This is a genomic window from Rummeliibacillus sp. SL167 (genome assembly GCF_007896505.1).
Lineage (GTDB): Bacteria > Bacillota > Bacilli > Bacillales_A > Planococcaceae > Rummeliibacillus > Rummeliibacillus suwonensis.
Genome location: NZ_VCBM01000001.1, coordinates 1,477,644 through 1,497,973, shown reverse-complemented (window position 1 = coordinate 1,497,973; position 20,330 = coordinate 1,477,644). Strand labels below are relative to the sequence as shown.

Sequence of the window (20,330 nt, the reverse complement as noted above, 5' to 3'; positions counted from 1 at the left end):
ATTTGACCTGAATTCGATCAATAGATTCATTATACGATTCAGAAAGTTATAGGTAATGAAGAATAAAAAACAAACGTGAATCGTAAACTGATTAAATAAAAGAAAAAGTATAAATGAATCAATTTCATAGATCATTTTCTTCTTAAAAAATGCGAATATTTAATCATCACTAATTTTGATAGTTGTGGAGCAGAAGACGGCGGCTCCTCGAAAATGCATGCGCATTTCCTTCGTGCGGTGTTAGTTCAAGGAGGCTTATTCAGCGTTCGCATTTCTTATCTGAATTTTGCATTATGAAATGGATTCAATCACAAATTTTTTTCTAAAAAATAGTTTTCCCTTTTTCATTTTAGAGGAAAAGAGTAGAATAGTACAAGGATAGGACTTTAGAAAGTAGGAGAAGAAATGGAAGCAGAATTCCTAGCAAAAATAGCTTCAATTATTTTGTTAGATATCGTATTAAGTGGGGATAATGCAGTTGTTATTGCTCTTGCTTGCCGCAATTTAACAAAAGGTCAACGTAAAAAGGCTATTCTTCTTGGTACAGCTGGCGCTATTATTTTACGAGTTCTTTTAACTTTTATAGCAGTTTGGCTTTTAGGAATACCATTTGTCAAAGTTGTCGGTGGTTTATTGTTATTCTATATTGCATTTGACTTGCTAAGATCTGGTGAAGGTGATCCAGATGTTAAAAGTAGTAGTAGCTTATTTGCCGCAGTTCGCACCATTATAGTTGCAGACTTTGTTATGAGTTTAGATAATGTCTTAGCAATTGCAGGTGTTGCGAATGGTCATATTGGACTTGTAGCACTAGGTTTACTAGTTAGTATCCCTTTAATTATATTCGGTAGCCAAATTATTATTAAATTAATGGAAAAAATTCCGATTCTTATTTGGGTTGGCGCGCTATTGATTGCCTATACTGCAGGAACCATGATCGTGGAAGATAAGTATGGACATCGACTTGTTGACTTTACATTCCCAATGATGGAACATATTATACCGATCGTCAGCGTGGTATTGTTAATGATTGTTGGTTTATGGACTAAAAACCGCCAAGTACGAAATATCACCAAGAAGTAGTGAGTATAGTATTTAGCGAAAGAAAACAAAAATGTTCTAAAAGTAAAAAGTACAATTCAAATGAATGTTTGAATTGTACTTTTTTGATGACCAATTTTGTTCACAGTATTTTTTAGTACAAGATAGGGCTTACTATTTGGCTTGATAAATTTCTTCAGTCAACTCTTCTAATTGATCGATCAATGTGCCGATAAAAGCAATTGTATCTTGAAGAGGTTTATCCGTTGAAATGTCAACGCCAGCCATTTGTGCTAATTCGACAGGTGTTTTCGTACCGCCTGCTTGCAGTACTTTTAGCCAATCATCTACAGCAGGTTGACCTTCATGTAAAATCCGTTGTGATACTTGAGTAGAAATAGTAAGACCGGCACTATACGTATAAGGATATAAGCCCATGTAGTAATGTGGCTGACGCATCCAAGTCAATTCAGCCCCTTCATTTATCTCTACATCTTCTCCCCAGAATTCCTCTAAAACAGAACGTTTTAAATGGTTTAGAATCGTTGCGTTGACACTTTCGCCAGCATCTATGAGTTCATATACTTTGCGTTGATAAGCAGCCTCTAACAGATGTGTAACAAAGTTATGGTAGTAAGTACGAGCAACAATTGTTGAAATAACCCAACGTTTAAAACGGGGATCATCTGAATGTTCTAGTAAATAATTGGCCATCAACATCTCATTCATAGTGGATGGAGATTCTACAAAATACGTAGAAGCTTCGCTGTTAAAATATGATTGATATTTATGTGCATTTCTAAAATGACCTGCGTGACCAAGTTCATGTGCTAATACGAATACTTCATTCATACGTTGTGTCCAAGAAATTAAAATATAAGAATGAGATCCGTATGGGCTAGAACAAAACGCACCCGTAGATTTTCCTTCATTATTAGCAAAGTCAATCCAGCGATCATCAAATGCACTATCGATCATTTCTAAATAGTCTTCTCCCATGACACCTAGAGCCTTTTTCATATAGTTGCGTGATTCTTCAATTGTGACAGATGGTTCATAATCTGGATCAAGTGAAATTTTTAAATCGGCAAAAGTGATTTTGTCTAAACCGTGTTCCCTTTGAAGAAGTTTTGCATAACGACGCATATGCGGTGCTAAATCTTTCATAATGATATCAATTTGACGATTATATAAATCACGGTCCACTTCTTGATCAAATAGCAAATAATCAATGACTGATTCATAACCACGTAAAGTAGCGATTGTTTTTTCAGTTTGTACATGCGTATTATACGTTTTCGCCGTTGTATGTTGATAGTCTGCCAACTTTTTAGAAAAAGCTTTAAAGGCTTCACGACGTATGGCAGTATCGGATTCTAATTCCCAATCACCTTCAAAAAGATTGTAGCTAAGCGGATAGCTTTTATCATCAACAGTGAAATTTTCAAATTTCATATCTACTAATTTGGTTGTATTGTATAAACCATATGGCGCATCAAATGTAGAGCCAAGTGCGGCTAACGTTTTTTCCACTGCTGGATGCAATTGATGAGCTTTTTTGTTGATTAAGCGTTTGATGTAATGTGTATAAGTCGGTGCCAGTTTAATAGCTTCTTCCAATGATTCTACAGGTAATTGTAGAATTTCGCTGTGTACAAATGATACTAAACTAGCGATTTGGGAGGAAACTGTACCAAATTTACTTGCACGAATTTGTGCAGCATCATTTGTTTGATCTGTTTCAAGGTCTAGGGACATAAATGCATCATATGGGATTATAGATGTGATTAAAGCTTCATAGTCCGTGATGACATTGACAATCTGTTGTGCATCAGTAATATGGCCTTGATATTTGTCATTGAATGTTTTCGCGTCTTCAATGATTTGTTGGATTCCCTCATTGTATGCCTCTTCATTTGGTACAAGATCTGTTAAATCCCAAGTTTCAGCAACAGGAACATCTTTCCGTTTTAGTACATGATCGATCAAGTAAAAGCCCTCCTTTTATCCCGCTTCAACGGGCAGTAAGACCCCATCTCAAGATAGAGAGAAAAACGAGAAAGAGAGATGGGGGATGTGCCTGTAAAAGTCCGATTGGTTTAGCTAACCATCAGTGGGGGATGAAGAAAACCACCACTGATGGAAGCTTCACTTTATTACGTAGCACGAATTATTTTCATTATAAATCGTATATTTTGTAAAGTAAAATATTTCAGATAATGTATGAAGTTATAATTAAAAATGACAACTTAAACCTACTAAAGAAATTATTCCAGTTAAGTGATAGCTCAATATGATAAAAGACAAAACGAGCAAGCTCTTCCTATTTTCATGGACAACATTAGATAATCAGTACACCTGAAAATGACAAATTTATCCCGCTTTAACGAGCAGTAAGACCCCCATCTCAAAGTTCAAGGTATAACATTTTCTAAAAGTGTGAAAGTTTCGTTGGAGTACAGGCGTGTTGATTAGGCAGAAATTAGGAAATATTTTTGATATAATTCTTAAAAAAACATGTATTTTTCGTTCCATTTATGTAGATCTTCGCTGCGGCTTGCTTGACTCCCGCGGGAAAAGCGAGACAGTTGAGACCCTGCACGGAGCGCAAGCGAAGGAAGCGGCTCAGCGCTCGCCCGCATGAGTCGTGCAAGCCGTAGCGGAAATCAACGAATTCTCCCTATCTTTATGGAGAAAATTGGATCATCAACACGCGTGGTTGGAGTAGAATATAATTTAACAGATGTATTGATTAGAAAAAAACAGGATAAATATGTAGCGTCATCGAAAAAAGCGCGAATAGTGAGTGAACGGCACCCATTCGCGCTTTTAGAGTTACTAACAGAAGTATGTTTTGGTATAAGTTTTTAGCAAACTAAACGAATGAAACCTGTGCAATACCTTGCCTAAAGGTTACAGACTGATTAGATAACACCTTGAGCAATCATTGCATCTGCAACTTTTAGGAAGCCAGCAATATTTGCACCAATTAACAGGTTTCCTTCATGACCAAATTCTTTGGCAGCCTTCACGCAGTTATTGTAAATGGATGTCATGATGACATGTAATTTTTGATCTACTTCTTCAAACGTCCAGAATAGGCGCATGCTATTTTGAGCCATTTCTAAAGCTGAAACAGCTACACCTCCTGCATTTGCAGCTTTAGCAGGAGCAAACAATACATCGTTTGCGAAATAAACGTCAATCGCTTGAAGTGTGGAAGGCATATTGGCACCTTCACCAACAGCTTTGACACCATTCTTGACAAGGGTTTTTGCTGCTTCTTCGTTGATTTCATTTTGTGTCGCACATGGAAGGGCAATATCACAAGGAATAGCCCAGATACCTTGGCAACCTTCTGTATAAGTTGCATTTGAATGAGTTTCAACATATTCTTTAATACGACCATGTTGTACTTCTTTAATTTCTTTCACTGTATCCAAGTCGATACCATTTGGATCATAAATATAGCCATTTGAATCAGAACATGCAACGACTTTCGCACCTAGTTGTTGTGCTTTTTCAATCGCATATGTTGAAACATTACCAGAACCCGATACAACAACAGTTGCCCCAGCAAATGATAGATTAATTTCTTTTAACATTTCTTGTACGAAGTAAACGCAGCCATATCCAGTTGCTTCTTTACGAGCTAACGAACCACCAAAACGTGGTAATTTGCCTGTGATCACACCAGGTTCATATGCACCACGGATACGATTATATTGTCCAAATAAGAAACCGATTTCACGTGCTCCCACGCCGATGTCACCAGCTGGAACGTCAACGTCTGGTCCGATATACTTGTGTAATTCGGTCATAAATGCTTGGCAGAAACGCATGATTTCAGCATCTGATTTACCTTTTGGATCAAAGTCTGAACCACCCTTGGCGCCACCGATTGGTTGACCTGTTAATGAGTTTTTAAAGATCTGTTCAAAGCCTAGGAATTTGATAATACTTTCATTTACAGAGGGGTGGAAGCGAAGACCACCTTTATAAGGACCAATTGCAGAGCTATATTGTACGCGATAACCACGGTTTACTTGGATTTTACCATGATCATCTTCCCAGGATACACGGAATTTTACGACACGTTCTGGCTCAACGATTCTTTCTAAAAGACTTGCTTCCATATATTCAGGACGTTGTGCAAAAACTGGAGTTAAAGAGTAAAGAATTTCTTTTACCGCTTGTAAGAATTCAGGTTCATGACCATGTTTTTCTTTAAGATTGTTATATACTGTATCAATATATTCAGTTGCTACTTTTTGTGAATCTGACATCGCTGTGACCATTATGAAGACCCTCCATGAATTTTTATTTATGATATGAATCCATTTCATAACACAAAATTCATCTGAAAATACGAACGTTTAGTGATATCCAATTTTGATAGATGTGTAGTGAAAGACGGCAAATCCCTAAAATCCATGCGTATTTTCTTCGTACGATGCTGATGCAGTGAAGCTCATTCAGACGTCTGCCAGAAAAGCTTGAACTGAAAAACCTCGTAGAAAGGTTAAAAATAAAGCTATCGTGTACTATGTCCTGTGATAATAGCTTTGGGTTCAACGATAGATTGGACCGAGGGGGCAACCGTCAAACCTGCGGAAGTACCATCTGTTGTAAAATATAAAATCTGAATATTAAAGAAGATTTTATTTGAAATGTTCGTGTTTTTAGAATATAAGTGGATTTATGAAATTGATGCATATAAGTGTATTTTAGACATAGTTATGTGAATTTACAATCAATTAATATTATAAAAATACAAAATTAATAGAAAATTCACCTTAAAAGCAATAAAATTGTAACAATTCAGCATTTTCATGTTAGGTTAAAACTGAGAAAAGTTAGTATGTAGGAGGTAAGACAGATGTCAAAAATATGTATAGATGCAGACGGATGTCCTGTCGTTAAAGAGATCATTCAAATTGCAAAAGAATTTCAATTGAAGGTGATTATTTTTTGTGATACCTCACATCAATTTGAAATAGAAGGGGTACAAACAGTAATGGTATCTAAAGGGGCAGATGCGGTTGATTTTGCATTAGTCAATCAAATACAAAAAGGAGACATTGCAATTACTCAAGATTATGGACTTGCCGCAATGGTGTTAGCTAAAGGTGGCTATGTGATGAATCAAAATGGCCTACAGTACACATCTCATAATATCGATCAACTTTTATATTCACGTCATATTAATCAAAAAATCCGTCAAATAGGTGGACGAACAAAGGGACCTAAAAAAAGAACAAAAGAAGCGGATGATCAATTTATCAATCATTTTCGTAGACTATGCGAGTATGTGACAAGTAATCATTATCCTTCATCTGGGAGTGATTAAATCAAAGAGAGGTTACTCCACAATAAATTGTGGATTCAGGTTTTGAGTGCGATTCAAAGTGTGGTCATCATGATATCGAGTTATGATGGGGTGATTGAAAAAGTTAACAATACCCTATGATCCTGTAACTATCACAAATTCCAATGAAAAAAAGCGGTTGGAGGAAGATCACTGCTCCAACTGCTTTTCGCTTGTTTTAGAAGATTTTATATCTTGATAAAAGGGGACATAATTATTCAGATGTAATTTCTTCAACCGTTTGTTCAACTTCTTTACGTGTCATTTTGTCGTTTCCCTTGCGCATCGTATCAAGTGTTTTGTGAGCCAATGCTAGAGGGATTTTACAAAACATTAAAATGCTTCGCTTTGAAATACTTTTATTGTATTGATCTGCTTTCGCCAAATTTTCTTCTGCATATTGGAACAAGTCATTGCGTGTCCAACCATCTGGAATAAATTGCACTCCACGCTCTTTATCTTCTGATTGATTACGCAAAATATTTACGGCTTGTAATCCACGACCGTAACCAATTGCTAGTTCGCGGTCGGTTTTAATACCTGCTCCCCAAAGCCATATATCTGAAAGCATAGTACCGACAAGACCTGCAACATAGTAGGTATATTCATCTAGATCTTCTTTTGTCTGAATATGCCAACCTTTCGATGCCCACTTTGCCATACCGTCTGCCATCTCACTTGTTGAAGAAGCAACAGTATTTCGAATTCCTTCTGGGCAAAGAGCTAACCAATCGCTTAGTCTTAATGTTACTTCAGGTAATTGATGTCTATAGGGTTCTAATAATTTCAAATAGGCATTACGGTCAAAAGGTTTCAATAATAATTGACTCGTTGCATGTAATAATTCGGCTTTTATAGTATTCGGTAATTTTTCGTCATCTTCAATTTCATCAATGGCACGCATACACAGATAGGCTGTTCCAACGGTAGTTTTTAATTCTTTTTCTAAAAATGTTATAGGGATAAAAAAAGTACGACTTGTTGCTTTTAAAACGGTCATGGCTTCTTTATATAATTCTTTTTGATGTTTCAATGAAAACTTCCTCCGTTCAAAATAAAACATTAACTATATCGTATATCAAATTTAGCAAAATAGAAAATCAAATCTACCCATCATACTCAATCTTTTTAGGAAAACTACTTTCACATACTGCTGATTTAGAGGTAATCATTGAAAACACATGATCTGTTATGATGATGTTAACTTTTTTACGTGTTTGAGGTGAAAAAACGATGGGTTCTTGTGTAAAAGAGTGTTATTCTATTTATCCAAAAAAAGTTGCCCTAAAAGATAAAAAATAACCTTTTAGGGCAATTGCTATGCTCGAGATCGTTCATTTAAAAAGAGTGTTATTTTACTGGCTTCATCTTGAAAAGCGTAGTATGTTGAGACTTTAAATAGGAGACTTCGCTTTATCAGCACAATAGATATTTATAAAAAAACTTTAAGCCATTGGAAATTCGATTAAGATTTCAACACCTAGGTGCTTCAATATTTTTTCTTCATTATTATCAATGACAGTTGTTGTTTGATAATCCATACCATCTCGTCCCAGTATATTTAAGACGGTTACTTGATAACTATGACTTCTCATTAATGATTCAGAAATTTCTTGTATGAAGTCTTTGGGGATTTTACCAATGATGTGTAAACCATATTTTACAATAATTTCATCACGACGATTATCTAATTCTAATTTTGCCCCTCTTTGTAATGTGCGTATGGTGCGTTCATGTTTATAAGTTTCCTCTAAATTAAAGTAGAAAATAGTTGATAGACTATTTTGAGCTTTTGAAAGTACTAGCTCTCTTTCCTTTGCAATTCTTGCCTTTTTTTCCTCATTATTATTTAATGTATTCATATTGTGCATAGTCACCTCAAAAAATAAATATAATGTATACTCTTATTATTCTGCAAAATTGATAAGGTGTCTATATATTTCTTATATTCATTTTTGAAAGCATTTTCAAAGATTGTCTATTATGCTATAATGGGTAAAATTTAATTTGTCTAAAATGTGAATTCAAGCAAACTATTTTCGATTTCTAGTGGATGATCCATATCCTTGGTATGAAATCAAAAATGGATTCTACAGTAACGGGCATAAGGCATTCACATCAAAACTCCAGCAAAAAGAGGGGATAGGTGGGGAACGACTGTCTGTAAATGTCCGATTGGTTCAACATACACACAATGGGAGATGAAAAACACTTCTACTGTGTGAATTTTCATTTTAAAAAATATTGTTTTGGTATTACGGATCAGCGTAATAAAAAAACAGGGGACAATCATTTTTAAAACAAATTGCACATTCAGTTATAACGGATTAAAGTGTTAGTGGCGATTAAAAAGGGGCAGATTTGTATGACAAAGACAATTGGAATAGATGCTGGAGGAACGCTTACAAAGTTGGCATATTTAAATGATCAGCATGAACTCCAATTACAACATTTTCCATCCAGTGACTTATCAGCTGTTTTAAATTGGATTCATCAATATGATATACGTGAAATTGGGTTAACGGGTGGTCGAACGGAACAAATCAAGATGATGTTAGATATGGTCGATTCTGTTCATTATCTAGTAGAGTTCGAGGCAACACTCAAAGGAGTCCGGTACCAGCTAGAAAAAGAAGGCCATCTTTTTGAAAAAAGCATCATTACGAATATTGGTACGGGAACGTCTATACATTATATGGATACTGAAAAACATATGAGAGTTGGGGGAACAGGTGTTGGTGGGGGCACATTAATTGGGCTTGCATCATTGATAACAGGTATTCATGATTATGAAGAAGTTCTTCAACTTGCCAAAAACGGCAAACGTCATGGTATTGATTTATTGGTGCAGGATATTTACCAAGGTATGGATACGCCAGCTGAGCTGAAACCAACATTAACAGCTAGTAATTTTGGAAAAGTTGGAATAAAAGAAGTCATAAAATATGAGCCTGAAGATGTTTTGGCAACTGTGCAAGGTTTGGTCGGTGAAGTCATTACTACACTGAGTATTCAATTAGCAGAACAGCGGGATACGGAGCATATTATTTATATCGGTACAACTTTAGATAATAATGATAAATTACGAGAGATAATTTCTCATTATACGATATTAAAAAAGAAAACACCGGTTTTTTTGCAAGATCATGGTTTCAGCGGAGCCATCGGTGCGTTAATGAATATTCTTGAATAATCGAAAAAAATTAATGATTGAAGAAAAAATAAGTGAGTAAAAGTACGATGATTTGCTTCAATGAATACGCAGTGGGGAATGAAGAACTCCTCCACTGCGCGACTCTTCAGTTTAGGCATAAAAGTAGGCATTTGTATCAAGCTTAAGTTGACGAATAAAAGAGGTTCTGAAAAACATTTTCCCTTCTTAATTGTTAAACAAAAAATGGACAGAATTAATAATAGTAGTTTTTGAAGAAGTGAAAATAACTTGACGAAATCTTGCATAAAGTAAAATTTGATCCTGCTTACTTATTTTTATATTTTCCTTTTTGAATCCCTTTTCGCGCAAGGGCATCTGCTGCTTTGTTTTGAGAGTCTGGAATCCATTTTATAAAGAATAATTCAAATGGTTCGATTAACTGTAATGCTTGGTTTAAATAGGGTTTATATTCTTCATTTTTTACAAATTCCTTTTCAATCGAAGCTACGACAATTTTTGAATCAGAGCGCACAGAAATGATTCCTGTTGATAGCTTGGCAGCTTCTTGTAATCCTCGAATAAGTGCCATAAATTCAGCTATATGATTATTCGTTATGCCAACGGATTCACTGATTTTCACTTGGTGGCCTTCACCTTTTATAAAGATACCAATAGCGCTAGGACCAGGATTTCCGGCACTTGCTGCATCAATATACACTTCTAACATCACATGATCACTCCCACATTTTACCCGCATTAACGGACAGTAAGATCTTACTACAAAACGCCGATCATAAACAGGGGCATATGTTGGATCCAAAATTGATTAGTTCAACTCCCACACGATGAAAGTGAAAAAACGCCCACCACTGTAGAATTTTTTATTTTATCTTGATTCAGCAAATGTTTTATGCGACGAAAGCGCAGAGGTAGTAGCAAATCTTTTTTGTACCGAGAGCATAGCAGGTACAGAAGACTTCCAATTCGATTTGGCTAGCTGAATGAGATTTTGCTTCCTATTCGGCAGATGTATAAACTTCCGCTGAAACGGTGGAACTCAGGCTAAAAGAGCCATATCCTATAGTGATGCCTGAGTAATCAACATCGTGTTGCCCCAAAGTCACTGGCGGATGTCGAGAACTTTGAAGAAGAGCTTTTCGAGCAAAGTCGAAAAAATTCGGACGTCATTAAGCAAGGGCATAAATGATACTTGCATTTTAACACATACTGGTAGTAGAATAGATAAACACTGCAAAATGAGGTGATTTCATTTGATAGAGCAGAGCACCATCATCAAGGAAATTGATGAACTATTAGAAAATTATTGTTCAGACTGTTTGGTGAAAAAACAAATGCGGAAAGAGCGGGGGAAAACCGGTGCTCATAAATTTTGTATCGCATCTTGCACAGTTGGAGAACAATTACAATTTTTAGGCGAAGAATTACTAAAAGTATATACAAAAGCATAATTCATATAAAGTGAAGCTTCTATCAGTGTGGTTTTCTTCATTCCCTACTGAGTTAGAAGAACTCAGGTTAAAAGCGCCACGTCCTGTGGCAACACCTGAGGGGCCAACATCTTGTTGGTCCAAACCAAATGGGCAGTTGGTCCCCCACTTTGTATCTCTCTACACCTTGATGTAGGGGTTTTACTGCCCGTTAACACAGGATAAAAATAATATTGATAAAAACACCCTAAGAATGATAATCTTATGGTGTTTTTATCTTGATTCAGTAGAAGAATACGTCTTTATTCTCGATTGAGCAGGTGTATAAACGTCAGTTAAATCAAGATGCCCTCGGTCGGCGGATGCCACGAATTCGGAAGAGGTACTTTTCGAGCAAGCTTGAAGAACTTTGGATATAATGATCAATAAAAAAGAAATGACTGGACATTACTTCTTATGATTATTTTTTTGAATCTTATAATAATAGTTTCTTTAAAGGTATTGACTATTATCAGGATAATTTGTACACTGTGAAAAAACAGTTGTTTCTTATAAAAATACAAATATAAATACTTAATATAAATAAAACGTAAGGATCTGATGAGATGAAAGTATGTAAATTCGGTGGAACTTCTGTGGCGAGTGCAGAACAAGTCAAAAAAGTAGTGGCTATTGTAAAGTCGGATGCTATGCGAAAAATTGTTGTTGTTTCTGCACCGGGGAAACGATTTAGTGAAGACATAAAAGTGACTGACTTATTGATCCAGTTAGCAAAAGCGGTCATTGCAGGCAAAAAATATGAAGATAAATTACAAAAGGTTGTTTCGAGATATAAAGAAAATGCAGAAGGTCTAGGTCTTGATCTTGCCATTATTGAAGAAATCACGACAGATTTACATGCTCGTATTCATGAAGCTTCAAAAGTTAGTGAGGAATATTTACTTGACACATTAAAAGCAAGCGGTGAAGATAATAATGCAAAAATGATTGCCGCTTATTTTAAAAGTGTTGGTGTAAATGCGAAATATGTTAGTCCCAAAGAGGCTGGGCTTATTGTGAACGATGCACCAGAACGAGCAATGGCGTTACCTGATGCTTATGACAATTTAAGTTCATTGAAAAATTCGAAAGAAGTAATCGTTTTTCCTGGATTTTTTGGATATACAAAATCTGGTGTATTGCGTACTTTTGATCGTGGTGGTTCTGATATCACAGGTTCCATTTTAGCTGCCGCTGTTCAAGCAGATTTATATGAAAACTTTACAGATGTAGATTGTGTATTTAGCGCAAATCCTAAAGTGGTGAACCATCCGGCAGAAATTCAAGAAATCACATATAGAGAAATGCGCGAATTATCCTATGCAGGTTTTTCTGTATTCCATGATGAAGCATTGATGCCTGTTGTAAAATTGGGAATTCCAGTAAATATTAAAAACACAAATAATCCGCAAGTGGAGGGTACGAAAATAGTTTCAAAACGTAAAGAGAACCATCGACCTGTTACAGGTATTTCGGCAGATTCAGGCTTTTCTATTTTATATGTAAGTAAATATTTGATGAACAGAGAAATAGGGTTTGGACGTAAATTACTACAAATCTTAGAAGAAGAACATATTTCTTATGAGCATACACCATCAGGATTGGATGATATTTCCGTCATCATTCGAAGCCATCAATTATCACCAGAAAAAGAAGAACGTATTGTCAAACGTGTATATAATGAATTGCATGCTGATGATGTTTACTTCCGTCACGGTTTCTCAATGATTGTGATTGTAGGGGAAGGGATGAATAACAATACGGGCTTAGCAGCTCGTGCCACAGCTGCTATCGCAAAAACTGGTGCGAATATTGAAATGATCAATCAAGGTTCATCAGAGGTAAGTTTGTCCTTTGGCGTACAAGAGAAGTTTGAAAATGTTATTTTACAAGCTTTATATGATGAGTTTTTTGCAGTTGCAGCAGTAAGATAAGGTGAAACTCACGCAAGGGTGTATCTTCTTCATCTTACACTGTGTGTTAGTTGGGTCAAAAGATCTTTTATCCCGCTTTAACGGGCAGTAAGATCCCCATTTCAAGATATAGAGAGAAACAAAAAAGATAGATGGGGGATCAACTGCCACATGCGTCCGATTGCTTCGGGCGGGCAAGAGTTGGTCCCTCAGGTGTTGCCACAGGACGTGGCGCTTTTCACTTGCGTTCCTCTAGTTCAGTGGGGGATGAAGAAAACCCCCACGGATGGAAGCTTCACTTTACAGGCAGATATCTTCTACTTGTTTTTGGCGTCTTGAATGGGAAGAGCCTACAGCCATATAATATGGGATAAGGCTTGAAATAGTAAATAAGGAATCAATCTATGAAACAGTTGGATGGGAAAAGTGATTTTCCCATCCAACTGTTTTTTACAGGTTGCATAAGTATCTTATCCGTTCATTGTCAACCATATTTTGATGTTATGAAAAAGATGATTGGAATTTCTTCAGACCACCATGAACTTGTTTCTATTTTTGACCAAAAATTAATAAACTAATGATGCCTTAAAGTTGCTTTTTTAATAGGATTTCCTATAAATTTAGAATAGTAAGAAAACGGGAGGTGAATTCTCTACGTTGAAAAATCAGCGTAGAGAGACCATATTTGGACATTGAGATAGCCAGTAATTTAGTTCTGTTTGTTATTTTAATTGCAATGACTGGATTTTTTGTAGCAACTGAATTCGCTATTGTAAAGGTGAGGCCCACACGAGTTGATCAGTTGATATCCGATGGTAACAAGAAAGCCAACAAAGCAAAAAAAGTGATCACGCATCTAGATGAATACTTATCAGCATGTCAACTAGGGATTACGATTACAGCACTAGGTTTAGGGTGGATTGGTGAACCAACAGCAGCAAAATTATTACATCCACTTTTTGAAATGCTGAGTATTGAAGGAAATACTGCTTCCATTCTATCCTTTATAGTTGCATTTTCTGTTGTTACTTTTTTACATGTCGTGGTAGGTGAATTAGCACCAAAAACATTAGCGATTCAGCAAGCAGAATTAATTACTTTAAATTTTTCAGGCACTCTCATACTTTTTCACAACATCATGTATCCTGTGATCAAATTATTGAATGGTTCAGCAAGAGCTTTGACGAGTATCTTTGGCTTGAAAATGCAATCTGAGGGTGAAGAGGTTCACAGTGAGGAAGAATTGCGAATGATCTTATCAGATAGTTACAAGAATGGTGAAATCAATCCTTCCGAATATAAATTAGTGAATCAAATTTTTGAGTTTGATGAACGGATTGCCAAAGAAATTATGGTACCTCGGACGGAAATCGTAAGTTTCGATAAAGAAATGACGTTAAATGAAGTTTTCGAACTGATGAACGTGGAGCAATATACTCGCTACCCCGTTATAGATGGTGATAAAGATCATATAATTGGAATTGTTAATATGAAACAACTTTTATCAGCACTGATTGTAGATGAAAATTGTGGCTCTAAAACCGTGCAAGATTATATGCAGCCTATTATTCGTATTATAGAAACTGTGCCCATCAATAATCTTCTCATAAAATTCCAAAAAGAAAGAATCCATATGGCTGTATTACTTGATGAATATGGTGGTACTTCCGGACTGGTAACGATTGAAGACATTATCGAAGAAATTGTTGGTGAAATTCGTGATGAATTCGATGATGATGAACTACCAGAGATCCAAAAGGTGAGCGATGGGCATTTCAGCTTCGATGGTAAAGTATTACTTAATCAAGTAAGCAATATGTTAGGTGTTCAAATCATAGAGGAAGACATTGACACAATCGGTGGCTGGTTTATGTCACATCAAGATAATGCAAAAGAAGGGGATTTTTTTGAGGTAGATGGATTTCAATTTATCGTAAATCAAGTCAATAAACATCAAATCGTCAGAATTGAAGCAAAAAAGTTAGGAGCATAAAATCAGAGCCACCAGTATAACTGGTGGTTTGCTCTGCGCGTGAAACGCTGGGGTACTGGCCCATGTCTAAAGACATACTGAAAGGTCCGCCAACCGCACTCCGTTCTCACACTACCACTAAAGTGGTTCTATTTATTTCCTCTTTTTAGGTTTTACTTCCTCACCTGTGAAAGGATCAATGAATTCTTTCATCGTCATTTGATCCTCCAAAATATCTTCCTGCAATTGATTTTTTATATACTCTTGTATCACTTTTCTGTTCCGGCCTACTGTATCTACATAGAATCCACGACACCAAAACTTCCGATTTCCATATTTATATTTTAAGTTTGCATGTCGGTCGAAAATCATTAAACTACTTTTTCCTTTTAAATAGCCCATAAAGGATGAAACACTTAATTTCGGTGGAATACTTACCAGCATATGAATATGATCAGGGCAAGCCTCTGCTTCTATTATTTCAACGCCTTTTCTTTCACATAATTGGCGTAATATTTTTCCTACATCTGCTCTTATCTTTCCGTATATAATTTGTCTTCTATATTTTGGTGCAAAAACAATGTGATACTTACAATTCCATGTTGTATGTGCTAAACTTTTATTATCCATTTGGATCCCCTTTCGTACAGAGTCGGTTGGCTAGACCTAACTCCATTGTACGACCGGGGTTTTTTTTCTGTCCATAGCTAAAAGCTTTTTAGAACCCCTCGCATAGCAAGGGGTTTTCAATTCTACAATAAGAGCTATTCAGTCGTATGACTTGAATAGCTCTACTATTAATTATGACTATTTTATAATTTAATCACATTTGCCGCTTGAGGCCCACGGTTTCCTACGATAATATCGAAACTCACATCTTGTCCTTCTTCCAATGTGCGGAATCCTTCTTCTTGAATGCCTGTGAAATGGACAAAAACGTCATCACCATTATTGTACTCAATAAAACCATAACCTTTTTCGTTATCGAACCATTTTACTTTTCCTTGGTGCATACGCGTTCCTCCCAACAACAAATTCAATTTTTTTACATCTATTGAACAATTAATGTTGGATAAACTATACATGAATATTTATGCAATGTCAATTATTTGTCGATATTTAGCCCTAATTGATGAATAATCTATTTTATAGTATGGTTAATTTAGCAAAAAGGTGCGTAAAATTTATCTCGCTTTAACGGGCAGTAAGACACCCATCTCAAGATTTAGAGAGAAACGAGAAAGATAGATGGGATGAACTGCCTATAAAAGTCCGATTGATTTGGACGGGCAGGATGTTGATCCCTCAGGTGTTGCCACAGGACGTGGCGCTTTTCACTTCCGTTCTTCTAGTTCAGTGGGAGAGGAAGAAACCCCCCACTGATGGAAGCTTCACTTTATTTTGATTTTACAGAAGATCCAGCATGAATAAGCAGAAGGATTGACGTAAGGTGAACTGCCTGTAAAAGCTCGATTGGTTCAGCTAACAAAAGTAGAGGAGATGAAGAAAACTCTATTTTTGTTAGTATCATCTTATCCACCTTTAATATTTGAAACGAAAGTAGGAACTGCTGTGTCAAAAACTGTTCGAACTCTATCAGATTTAGAAATCGCTAGAAATGCAACGATGCAACCAATAGTGGAAATAGCTAAAAAAGCAGGAATTCCAGAAGAAGCATTAGAACTTTATGGCAAATATAAGGCAAAAATCGATGTTAGCAAACTATCTAACCATGTTCCTGATGCAAAAGTAATTCTTGTAACTGCAACGAATCCTACACCAGCTGGAGAGGGAAAATCAACCGTCACAGTTGGTCTTGCTGATGCTTTGCATCAATTGCAACAAAATGTGATGGTCGCTCTTCGTGAGCCCTCTTTAGGTCCTGTTATGGGGATAAAAGGTGGCGCAACTGGTGGGGGGCATGCTCAGGTTTTACCAATGGATGACATCAATCTTCACTTTACAGGTGATATTCATGCAATTACAACAGCTAATAATGCCCTTGCAGCATTAATCGACAATCATATCCAGCAAGGAAACAAGTTAGGGATTGATCCGCGAAGAATTATTTGGAAGCGCGTATTAGATATGAATGATCGTGCGTTGCGTCATATTGTTATTGGTCTAGGTGGTGCTGGACAAGGTACACCTCGTGAAGATGGCTTTGATATTACAGTTGCTTCAGAAATAATGGCTATTTTCTGTTTAGCGTCAGATCTTCAAGATTTGAAAAAGAGACTTTCTGATATAGTTATCGGTTATACTTATGATAAAAATCCTGTATTTGTAAGAGATTTAGGTGTACAAGGAGCACTTACGCTTCTTTTAAAAGATGCTTTCAAACCAAATCTTGTACAAACAATTGAAGGAACGCCTGCTGTTATTCATGGTGGTCCATTTGCAAACATTGCACATGGTTGTAACTCCATACAAGCAACCAATACTGCGCGTAAACTGGCAGATATTGTTGTGACAGAAGCTGGTTTTGGTGCGGATTTGGGCGCAGAAAAATTTATGGATATAAAATCTGTTCAAGGAAACCTTAAGCCTGATGCAGTCGTGATTGTTGCAACTGTACGTGCACTAAAAATGCATGGTGGTATGGATAAAGAACAGTTAAAAATAGAGAATGTTGAAGCAGTTAAAGCAGGGATTGCGAACCTTGCCAAACATATCGATACTGTACGTCAATTTGGAGTAGAACCAATCGTGGCATTGAACCGTTTCGTGACAGATACAGAAGCGGAAATGGATGAAATCATCACATGGTGTCAAGAGCATCATATTAAAATTGCTCTTACAAATGTATGGGAGGAGGGCGGAGCAGGAGGAATCGATCTTGCGAAAGCTGTATTAGAAGTCATTCAAACCGAAAATCATTTTAAACCCATTTATGATGTAACAGATTCCATTGAAAACAAGGTTCGGACAATTGTTCAAAAAGTTTATGGTGGTCGAGATGTGAATTTTACAGACAAAGCGCGAAAGCAAATGGTTGAGATTGAAAAGTTTGGTTGGGATACAATGCCAATATGTATGGCAAAAACACAGTATTCACTTTCAGATCAACCTACTCTATTGGGTCGTCCTGAAGGATTTACAATAACTGTTCGAGAAATTATTCCAAAGCTAGGGGCGAAATTTTTGGTGTGCTTAACAGGTGATATTATGACAATGCCAGGGCTTCCAAAAGCACCTGCTGCATTGAAAATGGATGTAGATGACAACGGGAATGCTGTAGGGTTATTTTAGAGACTAGCATGAATAGTTGATAGTATATTTACAAAGAACATTTGTACAAAATAAGGATTCCATAAATTAGGGAAAATCTGCTCAATCTAATGGGAAGGATGGGCAGATTTTTTGTCTTTATTCAGTTGAGTTTTTAGACGAAAGCGGAGTGGTAGGGTTTTCCTGTGAACATTTAAATTGAAAAGCAAATGGCTGAAGGATAGCATCGATTTGTGGTAGACTTTTTATATTAAGAGAGGTTAGAAAGAGAAGGGAAATTATGAGTCATTTAATTGTTTCAAATTGTACGAAAACAGTAGGGGATAAAACCCTATTTGAAAATATAGAATTTACAATCGTAGAAGGGGAAAGAGTAGGATTAATCGGTATAAATGGAACAGGAAAGTCCACCTTAATGGCCATTTTAGCTGAAAAATTAGAAGCAGATTCAATTGAATTAGATCATCCTAATAAATATCACATTGCTTATTTGCCACAAAATCCTATCTTTGCAGATGGAGAAACTGTTTTACAAGCGGTTTTTGCTGGAGATTCTCCCATTTTAAAACTTAATCGTGAATATGAAGAAACGGTTGCTGCGTTAAGTAGTGATCCTCAATCGAATTCTTTGCAGGAAAAACTATTTCGTTTACAGCAGCAAATGGATCAACAACATGCTTGGGATGTCAATGCTTTGGCAAAAACCGCATTGACGAAACTAGGAATAAGTACATTTGAAGCACAAGTGGTGAACCTTTCTGGCGGTCAACAAAAACGAGTAGCTTTAGCAAAAGTATTAATAGAACCAGCTGATTTATATTTATTAGATGAACCGACGAACCATTTAGATGTACAGGCTACTGAATGGTTACAAGAAATGGTAATGAGACTTAAGGGTGCAGTCATTTTCATCACACATGATCGTTACTTTCTCGATGCGACTTCAACTCATATTTATGAATTAGCTGATCAAACATTGTACAGGCATAATGGAAATTATGCGGCTTATTTAGAAGCAAAAGCGATAAGAGAGGAAATGACGATTGCAACCCAAGCCAAGATGCGTAATCGTTATCGTTCCGAACTAAAATGGATAAGACGTGGTGCACAAGCTCGTTCGACAAAACAAAAGGCAAGGATTCAACGTTTTGATGAACTATCAGAAAAACTTGAACATAAAACGGAAGATAGTCATCTTGAATTGGGATTAGCAACATCAAGACTAGGTAAAAAAGTAATTGAAGCGAAAGATATTTCAAAAGGTTATCAACATAAGCAACTGATCGAACATTTCTCGTTTTTTTTACAACAAGGGGATCGAATTGGCATTATTGGTGCTAATGGTGTAGGGAAAAGTACATTATTGAATATGATTGCCGGTGATCTTCAGCCGGATGCAGGTGTTATTGACGCAGGTTCAACTGTACGAATTGCGCATTTCACACAACATCTACCTACGATGGATATCCATCAACGAATGATTGAGTATATTCGTGAAACCGCCAATGATATTGAAGATGCCACTGGCGAACATCATTCAGCGGCATCTATGTTAGAACGTTTTTTATTTCCATTGCATACACATGGGACACCAATTGGAAAATTATCTGGTGGTGAACGAAAACGTTTATACTTGCTGAAATTATTAATGGAACAGCCAAATGTGCTATTACTAGATGAACCGACAAATGATTTAGATATCGAAACACTTTCAGTATTAGAAGATTTTATCGAGCAGTTTCCCGGTGTCATAGTGACGATTTCTCATGATCGATTTTTCCTCGATCGAATAGCGAAAAAACTATGGATTTTAGATGGCAATGGTCGTGTCGAAGAAAGCTTGGAAATGTATAGTGATTATCTATCAAGGCAAACTCAACTGCCATCTCAAGTCAAGAAAGTAAAAGTAGAAAAAACGAAAGAACAAAAAGTGAAAGTGCAAAAGAAAAAATTGTCATTTAAAGAGCAAAAAGAATGGGAAACAATCGAAGATGATATTGCCAAAGTGGAGGAAGCAATTATAGATAAGGAAGAAAGAATCGCAGCAGCAGGCTCTGACTTCACTTTACTACAAAACTTAACAGCAGAGTTAGATGACTTGAATGCAAAATACGAACATCTTATTGAACGATGGGAATACTTACAAGATATAGTGAACGGGTAA

At 36.3% G+C, this 20,330-nt stretch carries 16 protein-coding genes; 9 read left to right on the top strand and 7 right to left on the bottom strand.

All coding sequences use genetic code 11. The features are described from left to right. Positions 1 to 405: 405 nt before the first annotated feature. Entirely contained in the window at positions 406 to 1,083 is a 678-nt protein-coding gene (locus FEZ13_RS06710) for a TerC family protein (protein ID WP_146551957.1), read from the top strand. Positions 1,084 to 1,215: 132 nt separating this feature from the next. On the opposite strand, the gene pepF is transcribed toward FEZ13_RS06710, so the two are convergent. Continuing rightward, on the bottom strand, positions 1,216 to 3,030 hold the full coding sequence (gene pepF, locus FEZ13_RS06705; protein WP_370467634.1) for an oligoendopeptidase F: 1,815 nt from the start codon (positions 3,028 to 3,030) through the stop codon (positions 1,216 to 1,218). Positions 3,031 to 3,965: 935 nt separating this feature from the next. Then, on the bottom strand, positions 3,966 to 5,339 hold the full coding sequence (gdhA, locus tag FEZ13_RS06695; RefSeq protein WP_186725809.1) for an NADP-specific glutamate dehydrogenase: 1,374 nt from the start codon (positions 5,337 to 5,339) through the stop codon (positions 3,966 to 3,968). Positions 5,340 to 5,920: 581 nt separating this feature from the next. Between gdhA and FEZ13_RS06690 the strand changes: the two genes are divergently transcribed. Next, a complete protein-coding gene (locus FEZ13_RS06690) occupies positions 5,921 to 6,391 on the top strand; it encodes a YaiI/YqxD family protein (protein ID WP_146551956.1) in 471 nt (156 codons plus the stop codon). 232 nt (positions 6,392 to 6,623) lie between these two features. Here FEZ13_RS06690 and FEZ13_RS06685 read toward each other — a convergent pair whose 3' ends face one another. Both FEZ13_RS06685 and FEZ13_RS06680 read right to left on the bottom strand, forming a co-directional pair. Continuing rightward, the gene (locus FEZ13_RS06685) at positions 6,624 to 7,442 is read right to left on the bottom strand and encodes a squalene/phytoene synthase family protein (RefSeq protein ID WP_186725808.1); all 819 of its coding nucleotides are present in this window, start codon (positions 7,440 to 7,442) and stop codon (positions 6,624 to 6,626) included. 412 nt (positions 7,443 to 7,854) lie between these two features. Beyond that, positions 7,855 to 8,271, bottom strand: a complete 417-nt coding sequence (locus FEZ13_RS06680; RefSeq protein WP_146551954.1) for a hypothetical protein — start codon at positions 8,269 to 8,271, stop codon at positions 7,855 to 7,857. A 503-nt stretch (positions 8,272 to 8,774) separates the two neighbouring features. On the opposite strand from FEZ13_RS06680, the gene coaW reads away from it, so the two are divergent. Further along, positions 8,775 to 9,602 carry a type II pantothenate kinase gene (gene coaW, locus FEZ13_RS06675; protein WP_146551953.1) on the top strand — a complete coding sequence of 276 codons (828 nt, stop codon included), beginning with the start codon at positions 8,775 to 8,777 and terminating at the stop codon, positions 9,600 to 9,602. A gap of 286 nt (positions 9,603 to 9,888) precedes the next feature. On the opposite strand, the gene FEZ13_RS06670 is transcribed toward coaW, so the two are convergent. Then, positions 9,889 to 10,290 carry a ribonuclease HI family protein gene (locus tag FEZ13_RS06670; protein WP_146551952.1) on the bottom strand — a complete coding sequence of 134 codons (402 nt, stop codon included), beginning with the start codon at positions 10,288 to 10,290 and terminating at the stop codon, positions 9,889 to 9,891. Between the two features lie 547 nt (positions 10,291 to 10,837). Here FEZ13_RS06670 and FEZ13_RS06665 point away from each other — a divergent pair. The 4 genes from FEZ13_RS06665 to FEZ13_RS06650 all read left to right on the top strand — a co-directional run bounded on the left by FEZ13_RS06665 (position 10,838) and on the right by FEZ13_RS06650 (position 14,956). Further along, a complete protein-coding gene (locus tag FEZ13_RS06665; RefSeq protein WP_146549957.1) occupies positions 10,838 to 11,032 on the top strand; it encodes a zinc-finger domain-containing protein in 195 nt (64 codons plus the stop codon). Between the two features lie 584 nt (positions 11,033 to 11,616). Beyond that, on the top strand, positions 11,617 to 12,984 hold the full coding sequence (locus tag FEZ13_RS06660; protein ID WP_146551951.1) for an aspartate kinase: 1,368 nt from the start codon (positions 11,617 to 11,619) through the stop codon (positions 12,982 to 12,984). Positions 12,985 to 13,115: 131 nt separating this feature from the next. Continuing rightward, on the top strand, positions 13,116 to 13,337 hold the full coding sequence (locus FEZ13_RS06655; protein WP_146551950.1) for a hypothetical protein: 222 nt from the start codon (positions 13,116 to 13,118) through the stop codon (positions 13,335 to 13,337). Positions 13,338 to 13,648: 311 nt separating this feature from the next. After that, positions 13,649 to 14,956 carry a hemolysin family protein gene (locus tag FEZ13_RS06650; protein WP_146551949.1) on the top strand — a complete coding sequence of 436 codons (1,308 nt, stop codon included), beginning with the start codon at positions 13,649 to 13,651 and terminating at the stop codon, positions 14,954 to 14,956. A gap of 132 nt (positions 14,957 to 15,088) precedes the next feature. Here the strand turns inward: FEZ13_RS06650 and tnpA are convergent, their stop codons facing one another. Together tnpA and FEZ13_RS06640 are read right to left on the bottom strand one after the other, a co-directional pair. Further along, positions 15,089 to 15,565 (bottom strand): IS200/IS605 family transposase, encoded by a 477-nt coding sequence (gene tnpA, locus FEZ13_RS06645; RefSeq protein ID WP_146551549.1) that lies wholly within the window; start codon positions 15,563 to 15,565, stop codon positions 15,089 to 15,091. A gap of 182 nt (positions 15,566 to 15,747) precedes the next feature. Further along, positions 15,748 to 15,948, bottom strand: a complete 201-nt coding sequence (locus FEZ13_RS06640; protein WP_146551948.1) for a cold-shock protein — start codon at positions 15,946 to 15,948, stop codon at positions 15,748 to 15,750. A gap of 487 nt (positions 15,949 to 16,435) precedes the next feature. On the opposite strand from FEZ13_RS06640, the gene FEZ13_RS06635 reads away from it, so the two are divergent. Further along, a complete protein-coding gene (locus tag FEZ13_RS06635) occupies positions 16,436 to 18,187 on the top strand; it encodes a formate--tetrahydrofolate ligase (RefSeq protein ID WP_146551947.1) in 1,752 nt (583 codons plus the stop codon). 259 nt (positions 18,188 to 18,446) lie between these two features. Next, entirely contained in the window at positions 18,447 to 20,330 is a 1,884-nt protein-coding gene (locus FEZ13_RS06630) for an ABC-F family ATP-binding cassette domain-containing protein (protein ID WP_146551946.1), read from the top strand.